Here is a 24215-nt window from a genome sequence, read left to right on the forward strand (position 1 = left end):
TACAATACGCGCAACATATAAGCTTTGGGGATTTAACATGACTAACCCAACAAAAGATTTGAAAACACTAATTAATGAATTCTCTCATGAGAGGATAGAATTGTCAGGTTTCAAACAAGGGGCCATGCAATTGGTTCAAGATGGAGCTGATCTAACGGTTACAGGCAGTAGTGGTTCTTACAATACCTTGTTGCATTGCTTGGTTCTTAGCAATATAGACGGGGTAAATGATAAAGAAATCACTGAACTACTGACCTTAAAAAAAGATACGGTCGATGCTAAAAATGCCTATGGTAGAACAACACTTACCTCTTTAATCAACCAATTTCAGAATGAAAAATATAGTCTTGATGACTTTAAACGTTCGGCGATGCTCTTGGCAAAGCATGGAGCTGATCTAACAGTTACAGGCAGTAGTGGTTCTTACAATACCTTGTTGCATTGCTTAGTTCTTAGCAATATAGACGGGGTAAATGATAAAGAAATCACTGAACTACTGACCTTAAAAAAAGATACGGTCGATGCTAAAAGTGCCTATGGTAGAACAACACTTACCTCTTTAATCAACCAATTTCAGAATGAAGAATGTAGTCTTGATGACTTTAAACGTTCGGCGATGCTCTTGGCAAAGCATGGAGCTGATCTAACAGTTACAGGCAGTAGTGGTTCTTACAATACCTTGTTGCATTGCTTGGTTCTTAGCAATAAAGATGAGGTGAATGATAAAGAAATTTCAGAGTTAGTGAAATTAAAGACGGACCTTTTTAACGTGGAAGATGGATATGGGCATTTACCCATACAGTCTTTGCTTATTAAGCAGCCAACAACTTCTATTGAATCGGTAAAAAAACTAATCAATGTAGGCAACGCACTAAAATATACAAATAATAGGGGAGAAAATTTATTACATACTTCATCTAAAATTGGAAATTTGGAGCTTGCCAAATATCTAGCTAATGAGGGAACTGATATCACAAGTAAGACGAAAGAAGCTGAGACCCCATTACATTTTTCAGCGAGTAGTCAAAATCCAGCTCTTTGGCAATGGCTCTTTGAAAACAAAGTAGCTATTGATGCTCAAGATAGTACAAAGCGAACTGCACTTCATTATGCAGTCCTAAAAGATAACATTTCAATGGTACAGTGGCTCATTGATCATAATGTGGATCTATATATTCAGGAGAGTAATGGAAGTACTGCTTTGTCTTTGGCCAAACAATATAACAGAAAGGAGATAATTTCCCTTCTCTTAAAAGCAGAAGAAAATCCAAAAGGACGTTTGTTTTCAACAATACGTGCTTTAAAAGAGTACGGGGCTAATTTAAAAACCCAGGGAGCTTCTAAAGGGCAAATTGCCATCGATCTTGCTGAGGAACTTTGGTCAAAAGCAGATGCTTTCTTTAAAAAAGAAAATAATCCTGATAACTTTAAGACATTTCAAACCGAGTTTTCCCAAGTATTAAATAGTAAAAACCATGAAATGAGTGAATACCGTACATCCTGGCCTACTATAATTGCCAATATTGCCATTGCTCTTACTGGCATAGGAGCTTTACTTCTGGCAGGAAATCTCATTTATACTAAAGAAACTCAAGGTAGGGCATTATTCTTTTTCCAAAAAAGCCAAACCACCTGCGAAGAAAAGATAGGTAATGTTAACCAAGCTGTGATGGGTTTAGGGAGCTAAAATCTTTAGGGGAGTTAACAATTCATTTTGAAAATTCAAAATTACTCCTAGAGACCGCTTCACCAAATGATTGAAACAACCGGAAAAGTGCTTAATACTTAATTAGACCTATTAAATATCTTCATTGAGAGGTCTGCTTATTAAATAAGATACTGACTGTAAAATCATACATCTGTTGAAGATAGAATTTATGAAATGACTGCTTAGTCATTATAAAAATTATTTATTGACCTGTATCTGATCAAACATTTGTAATAGCCAAAATAACCTTGCGTGAGATTTGCGGGTTTGAGTACGACACTGTTATACTCTGTACGACATTTGTAGCAAGCGTAGGTCGGGCCTTGGCCCGACGATTATATAATTTCACTGTGATATAAGAGAGATACTCAGAATTAAAAAAGATTCAAAGACATTAAAAGGAAATTAAAGCTAATATGGTCAAATGTCTGGCCAAGGCCCGGCCTACGCTTGCTGACTTTTTTAATGGTGCAAATTTAGTTAGTTCTTTGAGAAAGCAAGGTCTGTACCAAACAATTTAATATCACTCTCCAAAGCTTTAAATGTCTCAGATTGGACTGCTTTATCAACATTACCAAGAACTCTCTTATTAATAATGTAGATATAAGGATAGATATAAGGGTCGGACCAAAAAATTCTATTATTTAACAATTGGTTAAACATAAATATAGATACTTATTGTGTCTTAAAAGCTATTTTTGCTTATTAATATAGATTCTAAGAAAAAATAGACTGATAAATGCACCTCACTTCTCAGACATATCCCTTAAAATCAATTTTTATAAAGAAAAATAGGTTTTAAGGCACAATATTAAGCTTGTCTTGTAGTTAACTTTATGTTTTTCAATTAAATATTTTGGTCCGACCCCTAATAGTTATGGGACCTAATAGCTTAATTTTGGTCAGACCCCTAATAGCATGCAGTACCCCTAATAGCATGCAGAATCTATTTGGGTTGAATTAGCCTTTAACATCCAAGCATAATTCATTCCCATCAAAATCTTCAATAAAAATATACTCACTACCATAATTCGGTAGTTCCAATTTATCACGTATTTTATACCCACCATTCTCAATGCGGGATAGAAGAGCATCTCTGTCACCGGAATTAATCTGAAAAGTTAGGATTATCGGACCTTTATTCTCTTTCAAATGATGACTTTCAGGGTTGTCTTCTATTCTTAAAACAATATGCAGTTGGTTATTAACGCCCAAACCAGCGGTATTATCCTGGTTAAAAAATTCTGTTAATCCAATTACCTCTTTGTAAAATGTGAGTTGTTCTTTAAAATTTTTAGTCACTAATACCGCACAAAATGCTTTGATCATAAAATCACCACGCTAAATAACACGATAAATATGAAAAATTATAATTTTTTCACCATCCAAATTAATAGATCATCATCAACAAATACGTTAGTACCAGGTATGATAGGTTTAAGATGAGATGTCGCGCCCAAACAATCTAACTGATACCCTCGTCTTGCATATAAAGCCTGTGCTGGCCCGTAGTCTTTATATAAACCGACACCTAAACCGCACCAAGCGGAGCTTTCCTTGGCTGCTGCCTCACATTCATCCATTAGTGCACTTGCAAGCCCTTTTCTTCTAAATTGCGGCAGGACAATCAGATCGGATATTTCTGGAATTCCCCTTTCCTGGAAAGCCTTGTAAGGCGGTTGCCAGATTAGATTGATGTGCCCAGCAAATAAATCATGATAAAGTGCGACATAAACTTCTCTTAATCCCTGATGCTGTTCTTCTAGATATTGTCGATACACGGAATCATCCCTATTCCAATCAAGAACCTGGATAGATTCCATAATCGTCGGGATATCCTGTTCATTCATTCGACGAATGCTAATGCTCATGAATAATATCCTCTATAATCTGATAACTGCTGTTGGCTTCTACTGCATTGGTTTTACTAATGCCGGAAGCAATGATTAAGGCTTTCCACAAAGCCCATCCCCTGGCACGATGCCACGTATTACTGTCTAAAGCCATTGCTTCTTTAAATACTTTCCTGCTCTTACTATCAAAATAATTCCAGGCCATAACTAAATCACAAGCCGGATCACCTACTGACAATAAGCCAAAATCGATAACAGCATGTAAATGTCCATCCCTAACAATTAGATTTCCCGGACTAATATCGCCATGAACCCAGACAGGAGCATTTTTGTATTTTCGCTTGGCAAGCATATGAAGAAAGAAAAACTAGAATATATAATCACTGGTATAAGGATGTATATACAAGATTAAATAATCAGTCTTATTCATGGATGAATCATCCAGACCTTACTATGCCTCAGCTAATAAAACTCATTGAAAAAAAACTTAATTATAAGACTGTTCTAAACAAAGAAAGTAAAAATCCTTTTTTGGTGGATATACCCGCTAGTTCAATCATTAAAGAATTAAGAAACCGATACCAAACAGAAGAATTGAGAAACCGATACCAAACAGAGCTTAATATTGTTTTTACAATTTCTTTTGTTGGACGTGCGTTTTTATTATGGGCGATTCCTATTCTGCTAATTTATTTAATTGCAATTGCTAGCGTTTGGGTTTATAGAGGATTTCATGTGAGAAATGAGTGATCTACCAGATATTAATAAACACAGAAGTTCAGAAGGTGATTACCTAGAGGATTTGATTTCGACAAGCAATCAAGTGAACAGCTATTTAGCTCTGTCGGCGGCTTTAAGCCCTAGTATTTCGCTGAATAAACTACAACAAGGAATATTGGTCGGGCATATGTCTAGAATATATAAACTATATGATGACTTTTTGCTTTTAGTCAGCCAAAATCGTCCTGAAATGGCAATTTTAGGTTCAAGAACTCTTGCTGAAACTTCAATTGTATTGAAATGGTTAATTAAAAATAATCTTAATGATGAATTGTGTAATAAATTTATTAGATCCTCTTTAGCCTACGACAAAAAGATCTGGAATCTTGTCAATAATAAATTGAAAGGCCGTGAAGCATTTCCTTTTGAGAGTAAATACTTAATAGCATTAAAAAATCATTTGATGCCGAACTTTCTAAGGAATCAAAGAAACTAACTAAAGCTGTTGAGCTTATGTATGTCTATGTTGATGAAAAAGTCAGAGGATTGGGCTTTGGACATCAAATCGTTAATCAAGCCAAGCTAGTTGCCCAAGAGTCAGCTGCACAATTAATTTACTTTGACACGTTAAAACAAAGCTTGAACAAATTTTATGAAAAACAAGGAGCTAAAGTTGTTTGTGAAGGTCGGCTATTTTCTGAGCCAACAGACGTTTTTCGCATGAGTGTTTGAGTTTTTAGGATCATACAGCTATGACGTGCTTTAATAGATGCCCACACCCAGTTAAGATATCAATCTTAAACTGGGAGACATATTCTGAGAGCGTTAATGAATGATGCGAAATTTTGAAAAGTGTCTTGGCACATGAAAATAATGTGTTTTATAATGTCGCACATTTTTGAAATTAACTTTCAAGGAACAGTTCCCTTCTCACCTTGAGAGGAGAAGGGCTAGGGATGAGTTGTTATTATCTTATATTTTACCCGATGGGTTTGGGTAAAACAGCAATCTTGGAGACTAAAATGATCGTAGACGAAAATAATACATATCCATATCGTTTTTTTCGAGATACGGAGGTAGGAAAATCAATTTTAGAAGCCTGCGTAAAAGAAGGCGAAATCCATGGCATAGACCGTGAAAGGATGTTAAAAGCACTGGAAGATCCGAATGTGTTTCAAATGATAGTAGAGGAAATTGAGGAGCCAATTGGTCCTTGGAATCGCAAATACAATCATTACGAAGATGATTTCAGGTACAAGTAGCCACTGCCCGTTATGCCTGCCCTCTTAATTGGCATTTTTATTTTTTTATATAGCACATAAGGGAAATAAACCAGATCTTTTAAAGAGATATTAATTCATGGCTCCATAGTTGTAGGGAAATTTTGGTAGATATTTGTTTCATCAAGCTTAGATTCTCGCTCAAATTTATAAAAGCAAACTTGAGAAAGCATGAATCTGCCTTATTATTGAACTTTATTGATTTTTGAGGCGAGTCCTTTCCTACTATATTTAGCTTATATCGATAAACCGAATCGCTGATACCCACAACCTTACAAGCACGGCGTAAACTCACAGTATGAGTATTCATTGCATAATCAACCAACTCCCTTCGCACAGATGGCTTCACAGCTTTTTTTCGATAATATCCTTCAGGATTTTGTGATCAAGACTCAGCTCTGCATACATCTGCTTAAAACGGTGGTTCTCATCTTCAAGCTCCTTCAGACGTTTTATGTCCGATGCTTCCATGCCACCATATTTTGCTTTCCAGTTGTAATACGTTGCATCTGAAATGCCATATTCACGACAAATTTCTTTAACCAGTCGACCCGCTTCGACTTCTTTTAAAATTTTGACAATTTGTGTTTCTGTATAACGCGATTTTTCTACGTTAACGATTGAGCATGCCAAATGTATTGGTGAATTATATTCGTTACTGCACTCGGCAGATATTCACCACAGTGGAACGGATGAAGCCCAATACGATTACTTTGAAGATGCGCATTGGGTAAAATTAATTGAACGTGCCAAACATGCTGATTTAATGGCATTATTGCCAGTGATTTTAGATTGGAATCAAGCCTATTTTCAGACAATTCCAACTCTCAAAAAAGAAGCAGTTATTACACATAGAGACATGCACATCCAGAATGTGCTTTGGGATAGCCATGATAAACCAAATATCATAGACTGGGAAAGTGCTGGCTTAATGAATCCTATGCTAGAAGTAATAGGCTATGGATTGGAATGGAGCGGCATTATTTTACAACAGAAAGTAAATATCCCTTTCTTGAAACAGCTGCTCACCGCATACCATCAACTTAGTTCTAAAACATGGATAACCTCTTCACATCAAGCATTTACGGGGTGGCTTGGACATTGTGTATTAGCATGGACTGAATTTAACATACACCGCATGCTTGGCGAGACGTCTTCTGATGAAGCTGAAATATTAAAAGGACGCGAAATTATCGAAGAAAAAATGATATCTTGTATGAAATATATTAGGTCAGAAGAAGCGTTTCTAAAGTCACTGTTAGAGACATTATTTTCTACCAGGCAATGAGTATTCATTTTGGTGAAGGATTAAGAGAATGAGCGATGATACACAACACTTGTACGGAGGGCGTGAAAACCAAATTATCAGAATTGGAGAGACAGTTCATCGCCCCGCCGGCAGGTGGACCAAACAAGTACATGCGTTTCTCAGACACTTACGCCAGGAAGGCTTTTATGCTGCGCCAGAGCCTTTAGGTTTCGATGACCAGGGTCGAGAAATAGTGAGTTTTATCAAGGGTGAAGTTAGTAATTACCCGCTAAGTATCAAGGCTTCCTCAACAAAGGCTTTAGTATCATGCGCTCAATTACTCCGCAATTTTCATGATGCCTCCAAAAGTTTTTTAAAAAGTCCAAGGCATAATCAAAACGAATGGCAGCTCCCGGCTCGTGAACCACAAGAAGTGATATGCCATGGAGATTACGCACCATACAATGTTGTGTTAGATAAGGAAACTGCTGTTGGTATTATTGATTTCGATACTTGCCACCCAGGTTCTCGTTTATGGGATATTGCTTATGCACTATACAGATGGTCTCCATTTACTCACCCGAATAATAAAGATGGATTTGGCTCTATAGAAGAACAAATTAATAGAGCATGCTTATTTTGCCAGGCTTATGGTTTGTCTCATGAAGAAAGAGCGACACTGCCATATTTAATGATTGAAAGACTTCAGGCTCTGGTAAATTTTATGTCGACTCAAGCACAAGCAGGTAATGAAACCTTCCAATTGAATATGCAAAACGGGCATCACTTACTTTATTTGGCCGATATCGAATACATTAAGCAATATTCTACGATGATAAAAGAAGGCTTATCAATTAGACGATAATATTCTATCAACGATAGCGTACGAGATATAAGGGTCGGACCAAAAAATTCTATTATTTAACAATTGGTTAAACATAAATATAGATACTTATTGTGTCTTAAAAGCTATTTTTGCTTATTAATATAGATTCTAAGAAAAAATAGACTGATAAAAGCACCTCTCTTCTCGGACATATCCCTTAAAATCAATTTTTATAAAGAAAAATAGGTTTTAAGGCACAATATTAAGCTTGCCTTGTAGTTAACTTTATGTTTTTCAATTAAATATTTTGGTCAGACCCCTAATAGCATTAATGATAAATGATCAATATCATGGCTGTTATGATTCTGAAGTTGATTTTGCCCATCATCTTATTGATGACTGCTATGGCGAGAAACTGCCGGACAATTTGATGTGTTACTTTGATTATGAAGCATTTACCCGTGATCTTTTTATCAATGATTATTGTGCGGTTGAGTTAGATGGAAATGTTCATGTTTTTTCAAATTATTGAGGCCCCAAAGGGCTTCAATATACTACCCAAAGGCAAAAAGCCGGTTACTATTTTTAGGAACACCTTCTCCATTGTAAAACTGTTCGGTTTGTAGGCATTATAAAAAGTTAATACAGAAACGGAACAAATATTATCCTCTCGCCATTCAATTCAAAGTATACCCATGCTAGTACTTTTTCAACATCGAAAAGAGTTAGCCAGAACTGCAGGTGTTATTGTTTCTCAAGATTAAGCTAAGTGGGTCAATCATGTAATAGGAAGACATATTCCAAGCGCTTGTAGCTGAGTATAAAAAGTACAAAAAAGTTACTCTCCACTTGGATACGTATCCGGTAATTCACCATCATTTAATTCGCCTGATAGCGATAATGCACTAAGAGCCTTAGTGTTATCAAGGTGTATGATACCATCAAACTGGTAGGGTAAGCGTGAAAAAAGATAATGACTAAGCCGCTCCGTTTCTGGTATATAGATTACACCAATGGCTCTTTGTAATCTGGCATGCTTTAATAAATCTATCAAATGACTGTCACTGCGAAGATTTAAATAGAATTGCTTGATATCAACTTTATGAAATAATGCCTCATAGCTTGCCTCAAGAGCTGGTAAAACTTTCTTTATCGTAGGAGGACAATCCCAGTCAGAGGACGCCAAAACAGTGCCATCAAATGTTGAAAATCCTAAAAGATAAGAACTGATATCATAATGTTCTCGGACAATTTGTCCTAAATTCACCTCACCTCTATCGTTCATTTCAGTTGCTCTAGCATCACCAACATGTGAATTATGTGCCCACACAATTACTTTGGCTAATGAATTGGTCTTTGTTTCAATATGAGAGATAATATTACTTAATGTTTGCGCCATATGATTATCACGTAAATTCCATGATATAGCCCTGGGCTCAAACATAACTCGATAATATTCTTCTGCATTCTTGATTAAACGTGCATTTTGATTAATATAAAATTCCACCTCACTTTGCATCAATTTATCAGACTTTATTTTTGATAGCGTTTGATACTGCATTTCTAACAACTGATCTGAAACTTCCTTGATACAAGAGCGTTTTAAATGCCGATTTACAAAATAACCATACATTTGTGGATCCATTGCTATATGATCAAAGCATGCATAGCGACTCTTAGCCTTTTCTGCCAATTGAGGTTTTTGTTGATCAAGATATTCTACAATGGCCTGCATTGAATCATGCAAACTATATAAATCCAATCCATAAATACCCACTTTGCTTTTTGAGTCATGAGTATGATTATAATTTCTTAACCAATTTAAAAATGGTGGTATTGTGGTATTGCCCCACATCCAGGTTGGAAAACGTTTAAATCGGTTCAAAGCAGTATAAACATTATCAATTTTTTCATCCCCTAATATATATCGATGCATTTGATATACACTAGGCCAATCCCCTTCTAGGGCAATAGCATGAAAACCCTTTTTTTCTATCAATAACTTACTTAATTCTATACGTGTTTGATAAAAATCTTCCGTTCCATGGGTTGCTTCTCCCATTAAGACAATTCTTGCTTCACCAATTCCATCAATAATCTTTTCAAATCCCGAGGTGTTTGTTATCTCAATTGGACTTATGTCATGAGTGAATAGATCAATTAATTTATCATCAATAACTAAACTATCCATCCCTTCTCCTTAATCGTCTATTTTCCCAATAAATTATGATCAATACTAGAACACTTAGTAAAACCGATAAAAAGTACCATACTGAAATTAGCTGTTGATATTTAAAATAAAAGGAAGCGATGAAAGCTAGTGTTCCTGCTGCTGCGATACTACCTTCAGTTGAAAAGCACATCCTTACAGTACTTTTGACAAAACGTCTTTAAATTAAATATAGAACATAACAATTACAAATTGTAGCTCCCTTTTAAACGGTTAATCCCCTGTTTAGATAGGCATTGTATTTGAAATAGACTATTTAACCCCAGTTATTTAATGATCACGAAAGTTGAATTTATTCCAACCATCTTATTTTTGGAGAAAATACCATGAAGTGGAAATATTTTATACTATGATCATATTAACTCTACTGTAATTAAAGAAAGGTGATATGAATATTTCTATCCCCATTGACTCTATCCATTTAAATGGAATTTTAACAATTCCTGAAAAAGCTAAAAGCATCGTAATATTTGCCCATGGTAGCGGAAGCAGCCGCTTAAGCCCAAGGAATAATCAAGTGGCCCAATATTTGAATCAAGTAAAAATAGCCACTTTACTTTTTGATCTATTAACTGAACAAGAGGAGTCTATCGATATCTACACACGTGAATACCGGTTTGATATCCCCCTTCTTGCTGATAGATTAGTGAAAGTAACTCAGTGGTTTTTAAAACAATCTGATTATAAAAAACTTTGTATTGGATATTGGGGTTCAAGCACTGGAGCAGCCGCAGCATTAATTGCAGCTGCTGTTCTAAAGCAAAAAATAAAAGCGATCGTTTCTCGAGGTGGTAGGCCTGATCTTGCTGGAGAATATTTGTCTGAGGTTATATCCCCTACCTTGCTTATTGTGGGTAGCTTAGACAGTCAAGTTATTGAGCTCAACAAACAGGCAATAAAAAAAATGATAGGACACTCTGAGTTAAAGTTGGTCTCTGGAGCAACGCACCTATTTGAAGAACCAGGCACTTTTAACATTATGATAGGATTAGCAAAGGATTTTTTTATTAAGCATCTTAATGATCAGCATATGAGGGAATAGCTGTTTTTTTTAAGCCTATGCATTAGGATTAAATTGTCAAGATGAAAAACCCCCCCACATTTTTGGAGGGCTATGAGCATTTAATCTTTTGCCTTTTCTATATTTATTGTTCTAGGCTGGCTTTGACTCAGTATTTTTTTGGGAAACTCAATCCATAACATACCTTTTTTAAACGACGCTTTTGCTTTCTCAAGATCTAGGTTGTCAGGCAAAGTAAGCGAGCGCTCATAATGCCCATAGCTTATTTCACGCATTGAGTAATCTTTTCCCTTATCCTTCTTGGATGTCGTCTTTTCACCACTGATCGTAAGCATGTGATTATCAATCGATACTTTAATATCCTTTTCTCCCATGCCTGGCATTTCCGCCTCAATTCTAAGCATTTTATCATCCTCAACAAAGTCAATTGCTGGTTTTAAAGTAAGATTATCAAATTCTTTCAATGATAACTTTGATTCACCAAACCAATTTGATAATTCATTCATAGCCTTATCCACTTCTTGATGTAAATTTAGAAATGGATTTACCAAATTATTTGTGAAAATTGGAATATTTTTTTCACTTTTACGCACGCTGCCCATAATTATCTCCATACAAAAATGAATAGTAAACTAGTTGTGTTTCGAGCTAATTTGCTTAAATTACTCTTTATTTATATAGTTCAAATTTTAACTGTGCGCAACGTGAATAGAATTATTTTGAACATAGAGCATATATGGGACTAAATGGTAATATACCAAACCCTATTGCAACTAAAACCATATCTACTTTAGTTAACCTAAGAAATTATAAGGGAAGACAATACGGTAGAGGTTTAATAGATTTCAGAGATATTAGGGTCGGACCAAAAATTTCTATTATTTAACAATTGTTTAAACATAAATATAGATGCTTATTGTGTCTTAGAAGCTATTTTTGCTTATTAATATAGATTCTAAGAAAAAATAGACTGATAAATGCACCTCACTTCTCGGACATATCCCTTAAAATCAATTTTTATAAAGAAAAATAGGTTTTAAGGCACAATATTAAGCTTGCCTTGTAGTTAACTTTATGTTTTTCAATTAAATATTTTGGTCAGACCCCTAATAGCTTAAACAACTAAATCTCTAAATTAATATATCAAGTAAGCGCTATGCTCTTAAATATCAAAAAGCATTGTGGTTTTAAGTGTAAAACTATAGAATCCCCCATTATTTATTCACATATATCTGATTTGTAAGGATGTTTTAGATGAGAATCCGCTACATTTTAATGCCGATAATCGCACTTACCGCAGTCACCTTATCGGCGTTTGCCCAATATCCAACAACAATCAATCGAGCCATTCAATCCATGGTGGATGAGTATCGACAAGCCAATCAATTGGGTGCATATACGCTAGCCATCAGTTTCCCAGACGAACAAGCGCCGAGGATTTATAATAGCGGACATACCAGTAAGACCAATTCCAACCCGGTGAACATTGGTTCTTTGTTTCAAGTTGGTAGTATCTCAAAATCGTTTGTGGCGGCAACTATTTTGCAATTGCAGCAAGATAATCTACTTTCAATTGATGACACGATTGGTAGCTGGTTGCCAGAATATAAACAGTGGTCAAATATAACCATTAAACAATTATTAAATCATACCAGTGGTATTTATAACTACACTGACTCAACATCGCTTAAAAATAAATATATGCAAGACCCAATGATGGAACTTAAAGATCGAGAACTAATTGGCTATGCAGAAAAAGAATCACTTTATTTTGAGCCAGGCCAAGGTTGGCATTATTCAAATACCGGTTATGTCCTATTAGGTTTAATCATAGAGAAAGCCACTGGCAAGAAAGTTGAAACAGTCATAGAAGAACAATTGTTAAATAACCCCCAATTGAGCTTGCAAAACTCATATTATGTGACACATATTGCCCCACAATATATCCAAGATAGAATGATTCATGGGTATTATGAATATTCTGCAGATAATGCCGTGGATGTTACCCCTTTAAGCCTTTCTTGGGCTAAATCGGCTGGTAGTATTGTCTCAAATAGCTATGACATAACCCATTGGATTCGTATGGTATTTAGTGGTCGGGTTTTTGACAATGAGAGCATGAGTGACTTTACAGAAGTAGTGTCAGTCAAGTCCGGACAGCTCCTTGCTAAGCTGACTGAGGAAGATGATGTTGGCTATGGACTAGGTATCCAAGTATATCAAACAGGTCTTAAAAAAGTTGATATCGTTTGGTGGCACTCGGGCGGTACACTGGGATATAAGAGCTTAATGGTATGGTTACCAAAGCAACGAATAGCCATAACTTTAGATGAAAATAAGGTCATTGCGGGACATGAAGTATCGACAATGCCATACATAAAAAGTGAACTAATTTGTAAAATTTTAAATATAATTGAAAAATACTCATAAAATTAATAAGTTAATGCTCAAAAGGAGCGAAATAATCGCATAAACATTGTTCAAATATTTTACAGCAGTGAGATTTATGGTCTATACTAAATCTGTGCTGTTTTTTGTGCATTTTGCGCTGGGTGTTTGTTGTATTTTGGGGAAATCATGAAAAAGAGAAAGTCTGCTTTAAAAGGGACGTCCTCTAACACTGAACTATCTAAGAATGATGGTGTTAGTGACAGTCGTATATTTGATAATTGGTCTCTCATTCATAGGGATCCTCATCCTGAAAGCCAAGATATTAAAGCTAGAGCGGCCAATCAGAGAATGGACTCCATGGATTTAAAATTCGGCTGAATTGAAGAATTATAGGGGTGGGTAAACCATGCCCGCCTTTAATATCTTGTTTATCACAAAAACTAATGTACTATCCGCTCCCCTATATCCTTCAGCAAGGGGAATACAATGAGCACAATGAGATATAAGGGTCGGACAGCAATAGATATAAGGGTCAGACCAAAAAATTCTATTATTTAACAATTGGTTAAACATAAATATAGATACTTATTGTGTCTTAAAAGCTATTTTTGCTTTTTAATATAGATTCTAAGAAAAAATAGACTGATAAAAGCACCTCTCTTCTCAGACATATCCCTTAAAATCAATTTTTATAAAGAAAAATAGGTTTTAAGGCACAATATTAAGCTTGCCTTGTAGTTAACTTTATGTTTTTCAATTAAATATTTAGGTCAGACCCCTAATAGCATTCGAGATATTAGGGTCGGACCAAAAATTTCTATTATTTAACAATTGTTTAAACATAAATATAGATGCTTATTGTGTCTTAGAAGCTATTTTTGCTTATTAATATAGATTCTAAGAAAAAATAGACTGATAAATGCACCTCACTTCTCGGACATATCCCTTAAAATCAATTTTTATAAAGAAAAATAGGTTTTAAGGCACAATATTAAGCTTGCCTTGTAGTTAACTTTATGTTTTTCAATTAAATATTTTGGTCAGACCCCTAATAGCATTAACATACTTCCTGAAACTTTCAGCGATTGATTTTCCGTCTAATTAAGATTCCGAACACCACACCAAATTAAGACTCTAAATTTGTGCGTTTGATAGGGCAGTGAGATGTCCCAAAAACACATACTTTATTATGGCCCGCTGATTAGCAGGCGCTTGAAGAACAAGAGTCCCTTAGCATGTGTGTGCTGAGTTAATCGCTAGGCAACTTTTTTGGCAATAATATCTATCATATCCCAGTGGGTATTCTCACCAGAGGCATCGGGTTGATCGTAAATCCGGTTTAAGTGGAACTCGATGTTAAAATGATATCGATTCAATAGGGCGGTGATTTCATCAAGGCTAACCCCATAGGCAACTTGTTGCTTAACATAGCTATGTTCATAACCAAAAAAATTCACGCTGAGAATCGCGCCAACGTCGCTGCTTTTGGCCACAGCCGCAATAACCGATTCTAAGTTGTTTTTATTACCAAATGGCAAAGCATAATATGACATGACCAATTGATAGTTGCCACTGAAGTCAGCATTTTCAAACGATCCCTGTATGAACTGATTACCCCCTTTTAATCCTTGTGAACGGGCTGCCAACACTTCGCCGGTGCGTGCACATAAATCAACGCTGGTGACATCCCACCCTTTACTGACAAGGGTAATATCATCGTTACCAGCCCCGCTGCCAAGGATAAGGGCATTTCCTTGGGAAGTTAAAAAATAGCGATTGAGCGTTTGGCCGAATAAGTAATTATGGCGATTGAATGTCAACGTTTGATCAATATAGTTTCGACAATATTCAGTTGGCCAGTCTGCCAGTGCAGGAAAAGGTAAGCACACAAGCAATACTAGGAAAAAGGCGGGGCGTTTAATCATAGGTGAATACTCCTGAGATATTGAGTTATTGGTATTTGACCACATCTTTTAAATTAGAAAGGAATATCTTGGTCTGACCCCGATATACCTTATTTCTTGGCGTTAATTGTATATAATTAGCCATGCGACAACCTTTTATTTTTCTTATTCGCTAGTTATTTTACATAACCAAATTGGTTGTCGCACTTCTACCGAGAATCCACCCCCCATATACTCTTTAATTTCATCAAGTTATCAATGAGTTTCTCTTCTACGAAACCTCGGGGGTCAGGCCCCACATGTTTTATCTAAAGCATTGCCTACGATGTAGTCAGCGGATAGGGATGCCAACTCCAAGACTAAAACAAAAACAAAGAAGGCTGCGATAACATGCTTGGCTAATTTAAGGTCCATTGTTATTATATCGATTCTGTTGCCTTTCTTATCTACAGGGGTCAAGGCTAATGATAAACAAGTACCTAAGACAAGTCCCGCTGAGATCGGTGCAAGTTCGATTCCACCCAAATGAGCCCCTACTAAAGCTCCTATAATTGCACTTGTTCTGACAAACATACGTGTGTTAGATATGAAACGTTCCATTCCCGGTTCGTGTTGGGTGTATGTACCACCATTCGGATGTATGCGCTGATTATTCTTTCTCACCGAGTTGCCTCCCGAAAAAAACATATCTTCTCCTATAACATTTTTGTTAATTGGCACAAGTTAACACCTAGTAGATTTTTTTAAAAGCCACATTTGTAGGTTTTTCCGGGATTAAAGTGGTCAAGAAACCTCGGAACCTCGCAAACTCGGCAACCTCGGGGGTCAGGCCTTGCCTTTTGCCTTAAACAGACCCTTTCAAACATAAAGCAAAAAGCAAGGCCTGACCCCAGGGATTTCTGTTTCTTCTCTGCCTGCCCTTTGCTCCTCGATCATTACTCGTATCATCGCTACTATGGCAGACTCCGCCATCCATACCCCTTTTTTTCACCTTTCGGTGTCTATACTGCTCTCCTTGCAGGGGTAGTATGGACTTCCCAAGTTCCTGTGCTTATCTCTATTAACTCGCTGACGTGTGTAACCCCGGAGAGAAAACAGTACAGATTTCCCGATTTAGTTCCTGTATTGTTCTATTGCTTGCTGGTCGGCTAAAACCATCAGCTCCCTCTATTACCTGCTTTAGATATAAGGATATAAGGGTCGGACAAAAAAATTCTATTATTTAACAATTGGTTAAACTTAAATATAGATACTTATTGTGTCTTAGAAGCTATTTTTGCTTATTAATATAGATTCTAAGAAAAAATAGACTGATAAATGCACCTCACTTCTCGGACATATCTCTTAAAATCAATTTTTATAAAGAAAAATAGGTTTTAAGGCACAATATTAAGCTTGCCTTGTAGTTAACTTTATGTTTTTCAATTAAATATTTTGGTCAGACCCCTAATAGCGTGAGAGTTTCCAGTTTTGATAGAAGTGCGAACTTTAACAAAACTAAAAGGAAAATGACGTGGTCAAGCAAATGCCCACATTCAGTTAAGCCACTTTTTTCATTTCCCGCTGTTCCATCTCAAATTGCATTGGACTTTTATACCCAAGATATGAATGAAGTCGATGAGGGTTATAAAACATCGAAATGTAATTTAAAATGTCCAGGTGAGCCTCCTCTCTTGTTTGGTAATGAGGTGGTCTAATATATGCGATCACCCAGTTTAAGATTGATATCATAACTAGCAAAAACTAATGCTAAACAATTGTTAAAAATTAAATCGTTCAATGAGACAGAATTTACCTCAATGATGACTTGACACCGTCATGAATTTCTTGAAATATCATCTCAGGAATTAATGTTCATTGCATGTAATCATGCTCAAAATGACTTCAACGTGTTTCAAGGATTTCTCGAAATGAACCCTGTCGTTTATATTGCCAACCCTTTTCTTAAGCCGTTAATCCCGTTATTACATCAAGATTGGACCATACAGTGTGCCTGGGATACTATCGGAGAAGATAACATTGTCTGTATGGCGACCTCAGTATGGGACAAAGTAGATGATGAATTTCTAAATCAGTTTCCTTTACTTAAAATGATTAGTCATTTAGGTATCGGTCTGGACAATATTGACTTAAAAGCTATCCAAAATAAGGACATCCAATTGGAATCTCAGCCTCAGGCTGGTATTCATGATACCTCGGAACTGGCTTTAGCATTACTATTAAGCCTAACTCGTAAGCTACAACTTAACGATCGATATATAAGAGATAATAAATGGCCTGCCCGTGAACCTCGTTGTCTTGGCAATAATTTGTACAACAAACGCCTGGGATTAGTTGGCTTAGGTAAAATAGGGAAAACCATAGCACGTTTTGCCCAACCCTTTGGAATGATAATCAATTATACGGCGTCATCGCCAAAAGAATCTGATTATCACTATTTTCAAGATGTTAATTCTTTGGCTAAACACAGTGATTATCTGGTGATTTGTTGTTCGGGGGGTGAACAAACTAAGCATCTAATCAATAAAGAAGTTCTATCACTTCTTGGACCCCAAGGCTATCTAATCAATGTTTCCAGAGGCAGCGTTCTTGATGAACAAGCATTAATCGACGCCTTGCAAAAACATACCATCGCGGGGGCTGCCCTTGATGTGTTTACCAATGAACCTCATGTTGCAGATGAATTAAAGCAAATGGAAAACGTTTTACTCTCGCCGCATATGGGTAGCTCCACCCACGAAAATCTAGAGGCTATGTTTAATCTACAAGCCTGCCAGCTGAATAATTATTTGCACCACGTTTTATTTAAGCAATAAAGGACTATTATGAGCACAAGCTATATTTTAAATACGAATGAAAAAGCCCGACAACGATTATCCTTACAACATCAACTCTATGTTGACAGTAGCCTTGAGCTACTGCATAAAGCTGGCATTGAAAAAGGAATGACAGGTTTAGAGATTGGTTGTGGCGCCGGCGATATGACCAAAGAGCTATCGCGTTTAGTTGGGAATAATGGGAATATACTCACCATTGATTTTAGTCCAGAACAAATCGCATACGTTAAAAAATTAACCCACGACTTAACCAATATTCGTTATAAAGTATGGGATGTTAATCAAATATCCCAGTTAGATGAGACCTTCGATTTTATCTACTGCCGAATGGTATTACACCATTTATCAAACGCTTCTCATGCTATCGGTGAGATGAAAAAATGTCTTAACCCAGGCGGCGTTGTTATTTGCGAAGAGCCTTCAATTTTTGAATCGGCGGTTTGTTACCCCGAATCCAAAGACCAACAACAATTTGTCAATTATGTCCAATCTTGCTTTAGTCAGAATAATAAAGATTATAAAATAGCCTTTAGGATGGAACAGGAATTTCGCAACGTGGGAATGCAAATTACTGCTCATGGATTATATGAACCATTGCTCACAACACGTGATGAGAAAATGATATATCCAATGGCATTAGATGATATTACTTCCCAGCTTTTAGATTCAAAGCTTACTACGAAAAAAGACGTTGATAATTTATTAAGCAATCTCATCGAATTAGCCAAGTCAGAGACAACGTTAAGTTGGATAAGAATGCATCAAGTGGTCGCGAAAGTTGAACCGTTATAGGCAAATTTAGAGTATCATTTTGTCTTGCATTAAAAGAACTGGTTTATTTCCCTTATCCCCTCACCACATTGTTCAAGAATGTTAGCTTTATTTTATGAGGTGGTTACACCAACCTTTCTGAAATATTTCTTCAAGAGCCAAAGGAAGCCAAATTAAGTTAGATCAATTAGCAAACCCTACGCCCATTATATTTTTATGTTGTCTAAAATATTTTTGCATCAATAATTATATGTATATAAAATAAACGACTATATGGAGTAGTTGTGATACGTAGGTGATGAAGTAGAAATGAAAAAAGTATTAATCATTGGCTCAAAGTTTCAATATGGAGAGATAGATTTCACATTTCTGAAAGGGAAAAACTTAGATATATATTTATCTTACCTAGAAGGTGACATCCCCTTAAAGAATGCAAGGGCTGTTTTTTATAAAGAGCTTGATACTAAATCTATCAAAGACATTATTATAGAAAATGAAATTACCGTCTTAGTTTGCTATAAAGATGATTTCCTCTACTCAGCCGCAGAAATTAGAACCCAATGCAATTTACCAGGCTTACAATTAAGTGAGGTTAGAAAATATAAACATAAAAGTGTGATGTATGATTTAGCCTCTGAAAAAGTAAAAACGTCCCCTTATATCCAATACTCACATGAATTGCGGTTTTCAGATTTGATTACAACATTAGGTGAACCACCTTTCTTCATAAAACCTGATAATCTAGCTGGTGCAGAAGGAAGTATGAAGCTTTCAAATGAAGCTGATTTTCAGTTGTGGAAGGAATACTATTCAAAGTATTACTCAGGAAGTATTATTCAACCCTTTTTAAATGAAAAGCTATATCACTGCGAACTGATAGTTCAGGACAATAAAGAACTATATAACCTTGCACGGGTATATTCTTATCCAAACCATAATTTTTTGGATGGAAAAATAATTGTAAGCCTACCAATAACAGATTCAGAAATAAAAAGGAAAGTGGAAGAAGCAGCATCATTGGTTCGTGAAGCACTGGGTTTTAAAAATGGTTTAATGCACACGGAGTTTTTTGTTTCAAGTGATAAAGAAATCACCTTTCTTGAGACGAATGTTAGACAAGTTGGTGGTACAATCAGTCTAATACACAAAGATATAATAGGTATGTCCTTTGAGACTGCATTGATATTAATTGAATCAGACATTGCCATAGAGCAGTTTGACATTGATGAAAGCCATTACCATTTTGCTGGTTATATTCCACAAAATGCTGGAGTGGTTTCAAGATTCAATATGCCAGAGTTTCAAGGAGAAGTTGAAGTTAACTTCAGAGTAAAAATTGGTGATAAACTTAAAAGCCCAATATCAACCAGTAACGCTGCTGCTTCTATATTTGGGAAATATGATGATTATCAAAAAATGATGTTTGATTTTCATTTTATAGAGCGGAACCAACTAGTTGAATACGTGCCATAAATTTTAAAAACTAAGGGGTACGATATGACTAATAAGAAATTTCTTGAACCTATTGATACCCAAGATGACCAAAAAGAATTACTTCTGAAGGAAATTTTAGAAGACTTAGATGAAAATACATTGGAAATGAATTATATCTCTCTAAACGAAATATCATTTGAATGATCGAGGTTCATAGTGAAACTATCTTTACCGCCAATGTTCGAAAATAATCACCGAAATATTGATATAATGGATAATTTTTTATTGATTGATGTCTTGAAAAATCATTTAGGAGAAGATTTTAGATATTTTTTTGATTCTAATAAACCACAGGGATACATTCAGTTTTTTTTAAATGGAAAGCAAATACAAGATGTAAATAATCTTTATTTGAAGAATCAAGACAATCTAGAGATTATATCACCCTTATCAGGAGGGTAATTTTTAATGCCCCAAAGATTTATTTCCGAATTAAATACATTCAAAAATATACAACAGTATATAGCCGAAATAGGCATTAGCAGAATCTCAAATTTAAGTTATCTAGATGAATCAATAGATATAAAAGTTTATTCAGCAATCAGGCCAAGCTCCAAATCACTCTGTGTCAGCATGGGTAAAGGGTTTAATGACACATCAGCTAAAGTTGGGGCATGTATGGAGTCAATAGAATCACACTATGCCGAAAATATGTCCAAGCCTGATTTTATAGGCTCTATAAATGAACTAAGAGAAAAAAATTATCCCTTTATCGATTTTGATAAACTAAGTAAAGCAGTAAATATTAGTCCGGATTATAAACTAGAATGGTATCTAGGTAATTGGTTATTAAAAAAAGGTAGTCATTATATACCTAAGAATTTACTATCTTTGAATAGTAATATTCTGGATAACATACTGTTTGGCTATAACTCCTCTGGCCTGGCGTCTGGAAATAATTTTGATGAAGCTCTTACTTGTAGTTTTTTAGAGTGCATTGAAAGAGATGCTGAAATATCTGGTATGAAAACTTCTCTCACTGTTCAAAGAAAGCATCTTGATAAATTTACATTATCAAAAAATCTTGATGTCAAATTTTTTATTTTTAAAAATCCATTTAATCTACCTGTAATAGCTGCCTATTTAATTGAGCAAAACCCTATGTTTAATAGAATAATATTCAAAGGTACAGCTTGCCATTTCAATAAGGAAATCGCTCTACAAAAGGCTATTCTAGAAGCATGGCAAACAAAAATAGGTGTAATATCAGGAACGAGAGATGATTTAAATGATGGACACTATTTATATCGAGGTAAAAACCAATTTTTAGAATATGAAGAATCAATTAATTTTTCTGATATTGATTCATTTGATATTGGATTGGATGAACAAGTTAATTTTATTAAAAAATTACTTATCCAAAATAACTGTGACTTGCTATATTACACTTTCCATGCCTCTGTAATCACCGTCCTTAAATCATTCATACTATGATAGAGCAAATAATATTTATAGAATCAACGCTAAGCCATGCTGAAGCGTCAAACTATGTTACAAAAGAAACTCTACTGCTACCATCAATTAAAAGAGGCGATTTAATTGTTTCATTAAAAAACAATAAGAACTTGAAAAGAGTTGTAATAGTTGATGGGATTTTTGAACAATGTCCATCGATAACTCATAAAGAAATCATGTGGGCAATTCAAAGTGGTATTGAAGTTGTAGGTATATCATCAATTGGTGCTTTAAGAGCTGTTGAACTCAGAGCATATGGAATGAAAGGATATGGTGAAATATATAATGACTATTTAACTGGAGTTATTGATGGAGATGATGAAGTAGCGCTATCGTTTATAAATTTTGATAGAAATCTATACAAAACAATCCCTCTTGTTAATCTTCGCAAAACCATTCTAAATCTCTTTGATAAACCGGTATTTGATTCACTAATTAGAGAACTGCGGCAAATACACTATAGAGACAGGACATGGGATAATATAAAAAAAGTTCTCGATCCCATTACCTATAATGCAATATATAATAACTACATTGACTTAAAGAAAGATGATGTTCTCAAATATCTATCAAAGCATAATGATCTCCCAAAAAGGGTAAATCTAAAATCAAATATGCCTGCGATGAATATTAATTTTAAAAGTTTATATGTGAAGTGCAGTTTTAGAAATGAATTAGACATGATAAGAGAAGGTATAATAGACCTCCAATATGACAAATATTCGAATATTACAACAAATGATGGACAAGTAACTTCTGGAATATTAAAAATATTAGATCTGGATGAAAAATATCAAACTGCATTGACCTTTTTACTCAACCAGCTAAATTATTTTGACTATAAAAACAAGCATATTTCACAGTTTTTGAAAAAATTAATAAAAGAAAATGAGTTCAAATTTCAAACTAATCTAATAGATTATTTTGACCAAATTGGCATCCAAAAAGAACATTTCAAACCAATCTTTAATGGTCTTTTGAAACTATCCAAGTTCTTTAAATTCTCAATAAATACAACCACCTAATTGTATTGTAAGCGGAAGCATGCTGATAAAAATGATGCATTTTCCGGAAGAGGTAGGTCTGAGCTCCCTATCAACTGATGAGTAAAATTGATATCTTCCTTTAGGAGGTCTTTTGGGGAAAGAACTAGTTTTTCATTTTTATGACTTCTTTGTAATGAAGCTTTGATAATTGCCATTTGAGCAACTTTATAGAAAATAGTGTTTTCCGCACCAGATGAAGTTGAGATCCTGTTACAGTATTCGATGAAAGCTTCCATCGTTTCTTTTACTAACTTTCCAATATTTGGCAACGTATTTGGCTTCACCAGATAATCATCCATATTCAATGAGTAATATAACGAAAATTCAGATTCCAAAGGTGTGAGTTTATCTGCAACCATAAATATCGGCATTGATTCAGGTTTGTAATATTCTAATAAGGCACTTTTAATTAAATGAATTGGCGCATAAGATTCATTATTTGCTGGTAAATAACCTGGTTTTGCTCCATTAATTAACGAGAATAAATGGTTAATAATTTCCCTTGAAAAGTAATTAGAAGTAATTTTGTCCTCATACTGCATTAAGTTGATTATATAATTGTACAAAGGGATGTTCATATTATAAGAGTGTGTAGCAATGGGTTGTTCTTCCATGTATGCAATAAACCGCTCATCCTTTTTTGCTTCCTCCTCCCAACTTTCCGGAAATATAATTATCTCGCCTAGCCATTCTGAAGATAGTGCGTCAGCAATCTCTTTGAAGACGTAAAACTGATCTCTTAACTTAACAGGAGCTTTAACTTCGTTTACATGTATTGATTTATACAGCGCTGTGTATTTTCTTTTATCAAACTCTTTGTTCATCAGTAAAAATGATGTTCGAGAGCCGGCTCTTAACTCCAATAACCCCGATGGTTGATAAGCATTTTGTTTTTTTATAAATCTTGTATAAGGGAAAAAATCACCTGGTTTATATATCTTCCAAGGAGAAAGCCAATGTTCATTTTCAATATACATCTCAAAATTATTTTTGATTACAAGTGAAAATGGTGTTCTCTTAAGAGATTTTTCATGTGAGGGATATTTAAAGGAGAATCCATCACCAACCAACTCTCCATAAGAATACTTAAGTTTAATAAGACTTTTCGGAGTTAAAGTACTATTTTCTGAAATGATTTGATAAAGACGCGGATTAACTTTTGCTATGTTGTTTTGTTCTTCAAGCCAAGAAGTCGATTCTATTCTTCCCATTATGCCAACCCTTTGATTACCATATACTTAAAACGGCCATCTCGACCAACATATGTACCATATTTTTTTTGGTTAATATGTTGAAGTACTTAAAAATCTATAATATTATGTTCCCAGAATTAAATATGGATAAAAGAGTTTTCATGTAGGGACAGTGAGAATACTGTTTGGCGACCGCATTCCCACTGGAAAAATGCATGGTTAAATACATCGTAAATC

The 24215-nt window shown here is 35.1% G+C and carries 26 protein-coding genes and 2 pseudogenes; 18 read left to right on the plus strand and 10 right to left on the minus strand.

What is annotated here, in order from left to right; all coding sequences use genetic code 11:
* Positions 1-37 precede the first annotated feature (37 nt).
* Positions 38-1687 carry an ankyrin repeat domain-containing protein gene (locus AB3348_RS06470; protein ID WP_367606753.1) on the plus strand — a complete coding sequence of 550 codons (1650 nt, stop codon included), beginning with the start codon at positions 38-40 and terminating at the stop codon, positions 1685-1687.
* A 981-nt stretch (positions 1688-2668) separates the two neighbouring features.
* Here AB3348_RS06470 and AB3348_RS06475 read toward each other — a convergent pair.
* From AB3348_RS06475 to AB3348_RS06485, 3 genes are read right to left on the minus strand one after another with little or no spacing between them, the layout of a single operon-like run.
* Positions 2669-3037 carry a VOC family protein gene (locus tag AB3348_RS06475; protein WP_367606754.1) on the minus strand — a complete coding sequence of 123 codons (369 nt, stop codon included), beginning with the start codon at positions 3035-3037 and terminating at the stop codon, positions 2669-2671.
* Positions 3038-3075: 38 nt separating this feature from the next.
* A complete protein-coding gene (locus AB3348_RS06480; RefSeq protein ID WP_367606755.1) occupies positions 3076-3579 on the minus strand; it encodes a GNAT family N-acetyltransferase in 504 nt (167 codons plus the stop codon).
* Positions 3569-3913: a phosphotransferase gene (locus tag AB3348_RS06485; protein ID WP_367606756.1), complete on the minus strand. Its 345-nt coding sequence runs from the start codon at positions 3911-3913 to the stop codon at positions 3569-3571. Before AB3348_RS06485 ends, AB3348_RS06480 begins: the two co-directional genes overlap by 11 nt.
* Before the next feature lie 80 nt (positions 3914-3993).
* Between AB3348_RS06485 and AB3348_RS06490 the strand changes: the two genes are divergently transcribed.
* The 4 genes from AB3348_RS06490 (at position 3994) to AB3348_RS06505 (ending at position 5543) form a co-directional block, all read left to right on the plus strand.
* A complete protein-coding gene (locus AB3348_RS06490) occupies positions 3994-4311 on the plus strand; it encodes a hypothetical protein (RefSeq protein ID WP_367606757.1) in 318 nt (105 codons plus the stop codon).
* Positions 4304-4777, plus strand: a complete 474-nt coding sequence (locus tag AB3348_RS06495; RefSeq protein ID WP_367606758.1) for a DUF5677 domain-containing protein — start codon at positions 4304-4306, stop codon at positions 4775-4777. Before AB3348_RS06490 ends, AB3348_RS06495 begins: the two co-directional genes overlap by 8 nt.
* A complete protein-coding gene (locus AB3348_RS06500) occupies positions 4729-5013 on the plus strand; it encodes a GNAT family N-acetyltransferase (protein ID WP_367606830.1) in 285 nt (94 codons plus the stop codon). The genes AB3348_RS06495 and AB3348_RS06500 overlap by 49 nt, the downstream gene beginning before the upstream one ends.
* A gap of 224 nt (positions 5014-5237) precedes the next feature.
* The gene (locus AB3348_RS06505; protein ID WP_367606759.1) at positions 5238-5543 is read left to right on the plus strand and encodes a hypothetical protein; all 306 of its coding nucleotides are present in this window, start codon (positions 5238-5240) and stop codon (positions 5541-5543) included.
* 253 nt (positions 5544-5796) lie between these two features.
* Here AB3348_RS06505 and AB3348_RS06510 read toward each other — a convergent pair.
* A pseudogene (locus AB3348_RS06510) lies at positions 5797-6182 on the minus strand (transposase); the annotation flags it as partial.
* A gap of 16 nt (positions 6183-6198) precedes the next feature.
* Here AB3348_RS06510 and AB3348_RS06515 point away from each other — a divergent pair.
* The 3 genes from AB3348_RS06515 to AB3348_RS06525 all read left to right on the plus strand — a co-directional run bounded on the left by AB3348_RS06515 (position 6199) and on the right by AB3348_RS06525 (position 8168).
* Positions 6199-6849, plus strand: a complete 651-nt coding sequence (locus AB3348_RS06515; protein ID WP_367606831.1) for a phosphotransferase — start codon at positions 6199-6201, stop codon at positions 6847-6849.
* Positions 6850-6877: 28 nt separating this feature from the next.
* Positions 6878-7675 carry a phosphotransferase enzyme family protein gene (locus AB3348_RS06520; protein ID WP_367606760.1) on the plus strand — a complete coding sequence of 266 codons (798 nt, stop codon included), beginning with the start codon at positions 6878-6880 and terminating at the stop codon, positions 7673-7675.
* A 292-nt stretch (positions 7676-7967) separates the two neighbouring features.
* The gene (locus AB3348_RS06525) at positions 7968-8168 is read left to right on the plus strand and encodes an antirestriction protein ArdA (RefSeq protein ID WP_367606761.1); all 201 of its coding nucleotides are present in this window, start codon (positions 7968-7970) and stop codon (positions 8166-8168) included.
* 306 nt (positions 8169-8474) lie between these two features.
* Here AB3348_RS06525 and AB3348_RS06530 read toward each other — a convergent pair whose 3' ends face one another.
* Positions 8475-9827: an erythromycin esterase family protein gene (locus tag AB3348_RS06530; protein WP_367606762.1), complete on the minus strand. Its 1353-nt coding sequence runs from the start codon at positions 9825-9827 to the stop codon at positions 8475-8477.
* 427 nt (positions 9828-10254) lie between these two features.
* On the opposite strand from AB3348_RS06530, the gene AB3348_RS06535 reads away from it, so the two are divergent.
* Entirely contained in the window at positions 10255-10908 is a 654-nt protein-coding gene (locus AB3348_RS06535) for a dienelactone hydrolase family protein (RefSeq protein WP_367606763.1), read from the plus strand.
* Between the two features lie 80 nt (positions 10909-10988).
* Here AB3348_RS06535 and AB3348_RS06540 read toward each other — a convergent pair whose 3' ends face one another.
* The gene (locus tag AB3348_RS06540) at positions 10989-11501 is read right to left on the minus strand and encodes an Hsp20/alpha crystallin family protein (protein ID WP_367606764.1); all 513 of its coding nucleotides are present in this window, start codon (positions 11499-11501) and stop codon (positions 10989-10991) included.
* A 640-nt stretch (positions 11502-12141) separates the two neighbouring features.
* Here AB3348_RS06540 and AB3348_RS06545 point away from each other — a divergent pair.
* Entirely contained in the window at positions 12142-13317 is a 1176-nt protein-coding gene (locus tag AB3348_RS06545; protein WP_367606765.1) for a serine hydrolase domain-containing protein, read from the plus strand.
* Positions 13318-13464: 147 nt separating this feature from the next.
* Positions 13465-13656, plus strand: coding sequence for a hypothetical protein (locus AB3348_RS06550; protein WP_367606766.1), 192 nt, complete (start codon positions 13465-13467; stop codon positions 13654-13656).
* An 878-nt stretch (positions 13657-14534) separates the two neighbouring features.
* Here the strand turns inward: AB3348_RS06550 and AB3348_RS06555 are convergent.
* The 3 genes and pseudogenes from AB3348_RS06555 to AB3348_RS06565 all read right to left on the minus strand — a co-directional run.
* Complete coding sequence (locus AB3348_RS06555) at positions 14535-15203, minus strand: hypothetical protein (RefSeq protein WP_367606767.1); 669 nt, start codon at positions 15201-15203, stop codon at positions 14535-14537.
* 267 nt (positions 15204-15470) lie between these two features.
* On the minus strand, positions 15471-15902 hold the full coding sequence (locus AB3348_RS06560; protein WP_367606768.1) for a hypothetical protein: 432 nt from the start codon (positions 15900-15902) through the stop codon (positions 15471-15473).
* An 819-nt stretch (positions 15903-16721) separates the two neighbouring features.
* A pseudogene (locus AB3348_RS06565) lies at positions 16722-16868 on the minus strand (IS3 family transposase); the annotation flags it as partial.
* Between the two features lie 224 nt (positions 16869-17092).
* Here AB3348_RS06565 and AB3348_RS06570 point away from each other — a divergent pair.
* The 7 genes from AB3348_RS06570 to AB3348_RS06600 all read left to right on the plus strand — a co-directional run bounded on the left by AB3348_RS06570 (position 17093) and on the right by AB3348_RS06600 (position 22764).
* Positions 17093-17998 (plus strand): NAD(P)-dependent oxidoreductase, encoded by a 906-nt coding sequence (locus tag AB3348_RS06570; RefSeq protein WP_367606769.1) that lies wholly within the window; start codon positions 17093-17095, stop codon positions 17996-17998.
* 9 nt (positions 17999-18007) lie between these two features.
* A complete protein-coding gene (locus AB3348_RS06575; protein WP_367606770.1) occupies positions 18008-18811 on the plus strand; it encodes a class I SAM-dependent methyltransferase in 804 nt (267 codons plus the stop codon).
* Between the two features lie 288 nt (positions 18812-19099).
* The gene (locus AB3348_RS06580; RefSeq protein ID WP_367606771.1) at positions 19100-20263 is read left to right on the plus strand and encodes an acetyl-CoA carboxylase biotin carboxylase subunit family protein; all 1164 of its coding nucleotides are present in this window, start codon (positions 19100-19102) and stop codon (positions 20261-20263) included.
* Between the two features lie 24 nt (positions 20264-20287).
* A complete protein-coding gene (locus tag AB3348_RS06585; RefSeq protein WP_367606772.1) occupies positions 20288-20428 on the plus strand; it encodes a hypothetical protein in 141 nt (46 codons plus the stop codon).
* Positions 20429-20494: 66 nt separating this feature from the next.
* A complete protein-coding gene (locus AB3348_RS06590) occupies positions 20495-20686 on the plus strand; it encodes a MoaD/ThiS family protein (RefSeq protein ID WP_367606773.1) in 192 nt (63 codons plus the stop codon).
* Positions 20687-20692: 6 nt separating this feature from the next.
* On the plus strand, positions 20693-21718 hold the full coding sequence (locus AB3348_RS06595) for a YcaO-like family protein (RefSeq protein ID WP_367606774.1): 1026 nt from the start codon (positions 20693-20695) through the stop codon (positions 21716-21718).
* Entirely contained in the window at positions 21715-22764 is a 1050-nt protein-coding gene (locus tag AB3348_RS06600; protein ID WP_367606776.1) for a TfuA-like protein, read from the plus strand. Before AB3348_RS06595 ends, AB3348_RS06600 begins: the two co-directional genes overlap by 4 nt.
* On the opposite strand, the gene AB3348_RS06605 is transcribed toward AB3348_RS06600, so the two are convergent.
* Entirely contained in the window at positions 22761-23996 is a 1236-nt protein-coding gene (locus tag AB3348_RS06605) for a hypothetical protein (RefSeq protein WP_367606777.1), read from the minus strand. The two genes, AB3348_RS06600 and AB3348_RS06605, sit on opposite strands and share 4 nt — an antisense overlap.
* Positions 23997-24215 lie beyond the last annotated feature (219 nt).

The organism is Legionella sp. W05-934-2 (assembly GCF_964199965.1).
Taxonomy (GTDB): Bacteria; Pseudomonadota; Gammaproteobacteria; order Legionellales; family Legionellaceae; genus JAFIFT01.

Excerpts from the sequence above, each read along its gene's own strand:
- AB3348_RS06520 (WP_367606760.1), top strand. The coding sequence starts at position 6,878 with ATGAGCGATGATACACAACACTTGTACGGAGGGCGTGAAAACCAAATT.
- AB3348_RS06555 (WP_367606767.1), bottom strand. The coding sequence starts at position 15,203 with ATGATTAAACGCCCCGCCTTTTTCCTAGTATTGCTTGTGTGCTTACCT.
- AB3348_RS06480 (WP_367606755.1), bottom strand. The coding sequence starts at position 3,579 with ATGAGCATTAGCATTCGTCGAATGAATGAACAGGATATCCCGACGATT.
- AB3348_RS06595 (WP_367606774.1), top strand. The coding sequence starts at position 20,693 with ATGCCCCAAAGATTTATTTCCGAATTAAATACATTCAAAAATATACAA.
- AB3348_RS06530 (WP_367606762.1), bottom strand. The coding sequence starts at position 9,827 with ATGGATAGTTTAGTTATTGATGATAAATTAATTGATCTATTCACTCAT.
- AB3348_RS06575 (WP_367606770.1), top strand. The coding sequence starts at position 18,008 with ATGAGCACAAGCTATATTTTAAATACGAATGAAAAAGCCCGACAACGA.
- AB3348_RS06580 (WP_367606771.1), top strand. The coding sequence starts at position 19,100 with ATGAAAAAAGTATTAATCATTGGCTCAAAGTTTCAATATGGAGAGATA.
- AB3348_RS06540 (WP_367606764.1), bottom strand. The coding sequence starts at position 11,501 with ATGGAGATAATTATGGGCAGCGTGCGTAAAAGTGAAAAAAATATTCCA.
- AB3348_RS06605 (WP_367606777.1), bottom strand. The coding sequence starts at position 23,996 with ATGGGAAGAATAGAATCGACTTCTTGGCTTGAAGAACAAAACAACATA.
- AB3348_RS06475 (WP_367606754.1), bottom strand. The coding sequence starts at position 3,037 with ATGATCAAAGCATTTTGTGCGGTATTAGTGACTAAAAATTTTAAAGAA.
- AB3348_RS06570 (WP_367606769.1), top strand. The coding sequence starts at position 17,093 with ATGAACCCTGTCGTTTATATTGCCAACCCTTTTCTTAAGCCGTTAATC.
- AB3348_RS06525 (WP_367606761.1), top strand. The coding sequence starts at position 7,968 with ATGATAAATGATCAATATCATGGCTGTTATGATTCTGAAGTTGATTTT.
- AB3348_RS06470 (WP_367606753.1), top strand. The coding sequence starts at position 38 with ATGACTAACCCAACAAAAGATTTGAAAACACTAATTAATGAATTCTCT.
- AB3348_RS06535 (WP_367606763.1), top strand. The coding sequence starts at position 10,255 with ATGAATATTTCTATCCCCATTGACTCTATCCATTTAAATGGAATTTTA.
- AB3348_RS06490 (WP_367606757.1), top strand. The coding sequence starts at position 3,994 with ATGAATCATCCAGACCTTACTATGCCTCAGCTAATAAAACTCATTGAA.
- AB3348_RS06585 (WP_367606772.1), top strand. The coding sequence starts at position 20,288 with ATGACTAATAAGAAATTTCTTGAACCTATTGATACCCAAGATGACCAA.
- AB3348_RS06495 (WP_367606758.1), top strand. The coding sequence starts at position 4,304 with ATGAGTGATCTACCAGATATTAATAAACACAGAAGTTCAGAAGGTGAT.
- AB3348_RS06545 (WP_367606765.1), top strand. The coding sequence starts at position 12,142 with ATGAGAATCCGCTACATTTTAATGCCGATAATCGCACTTACCGCAGTC.
- AB3348_RS06550 (WP_367606766.1), top strand. The coding sequence starts at position 13,465 with ATGAAAAAGAGAAAGTCTGCTTTAAAAGGGACGTCCTCTAACACTGAA.
- AB3348_RS06590 (WP_367606773.1), top strand. The coding sequence starts at position 20,495 with ATGGATAATTTTTTATTGATTGATGTCTTGAAAAATCATTTAGGAGAA.
- AB3348_RS06600 (WP_367606776.1), top strand. The coding sequence starts at position 21,715 with ATGATAGAGCAAATAATATTTATAGAATCAACGCTAAGCCATGCTGAA.
- AB3348_RS06505 (WP_367606759.1), top strand. The coding sequence starts at position 5,238 with ATGAGTTGTTATTATCTTATATTTTACCCGATGGGTTTGGGTAAAACA.
- AB3348_RS06485 (WP_367606756.1), bottom strand. The coding sequence starts at position 3,913 with ATGCTTGCCAAGCGAAAATACAAAAATGCTCCTGTCTGGGTTCATGGC.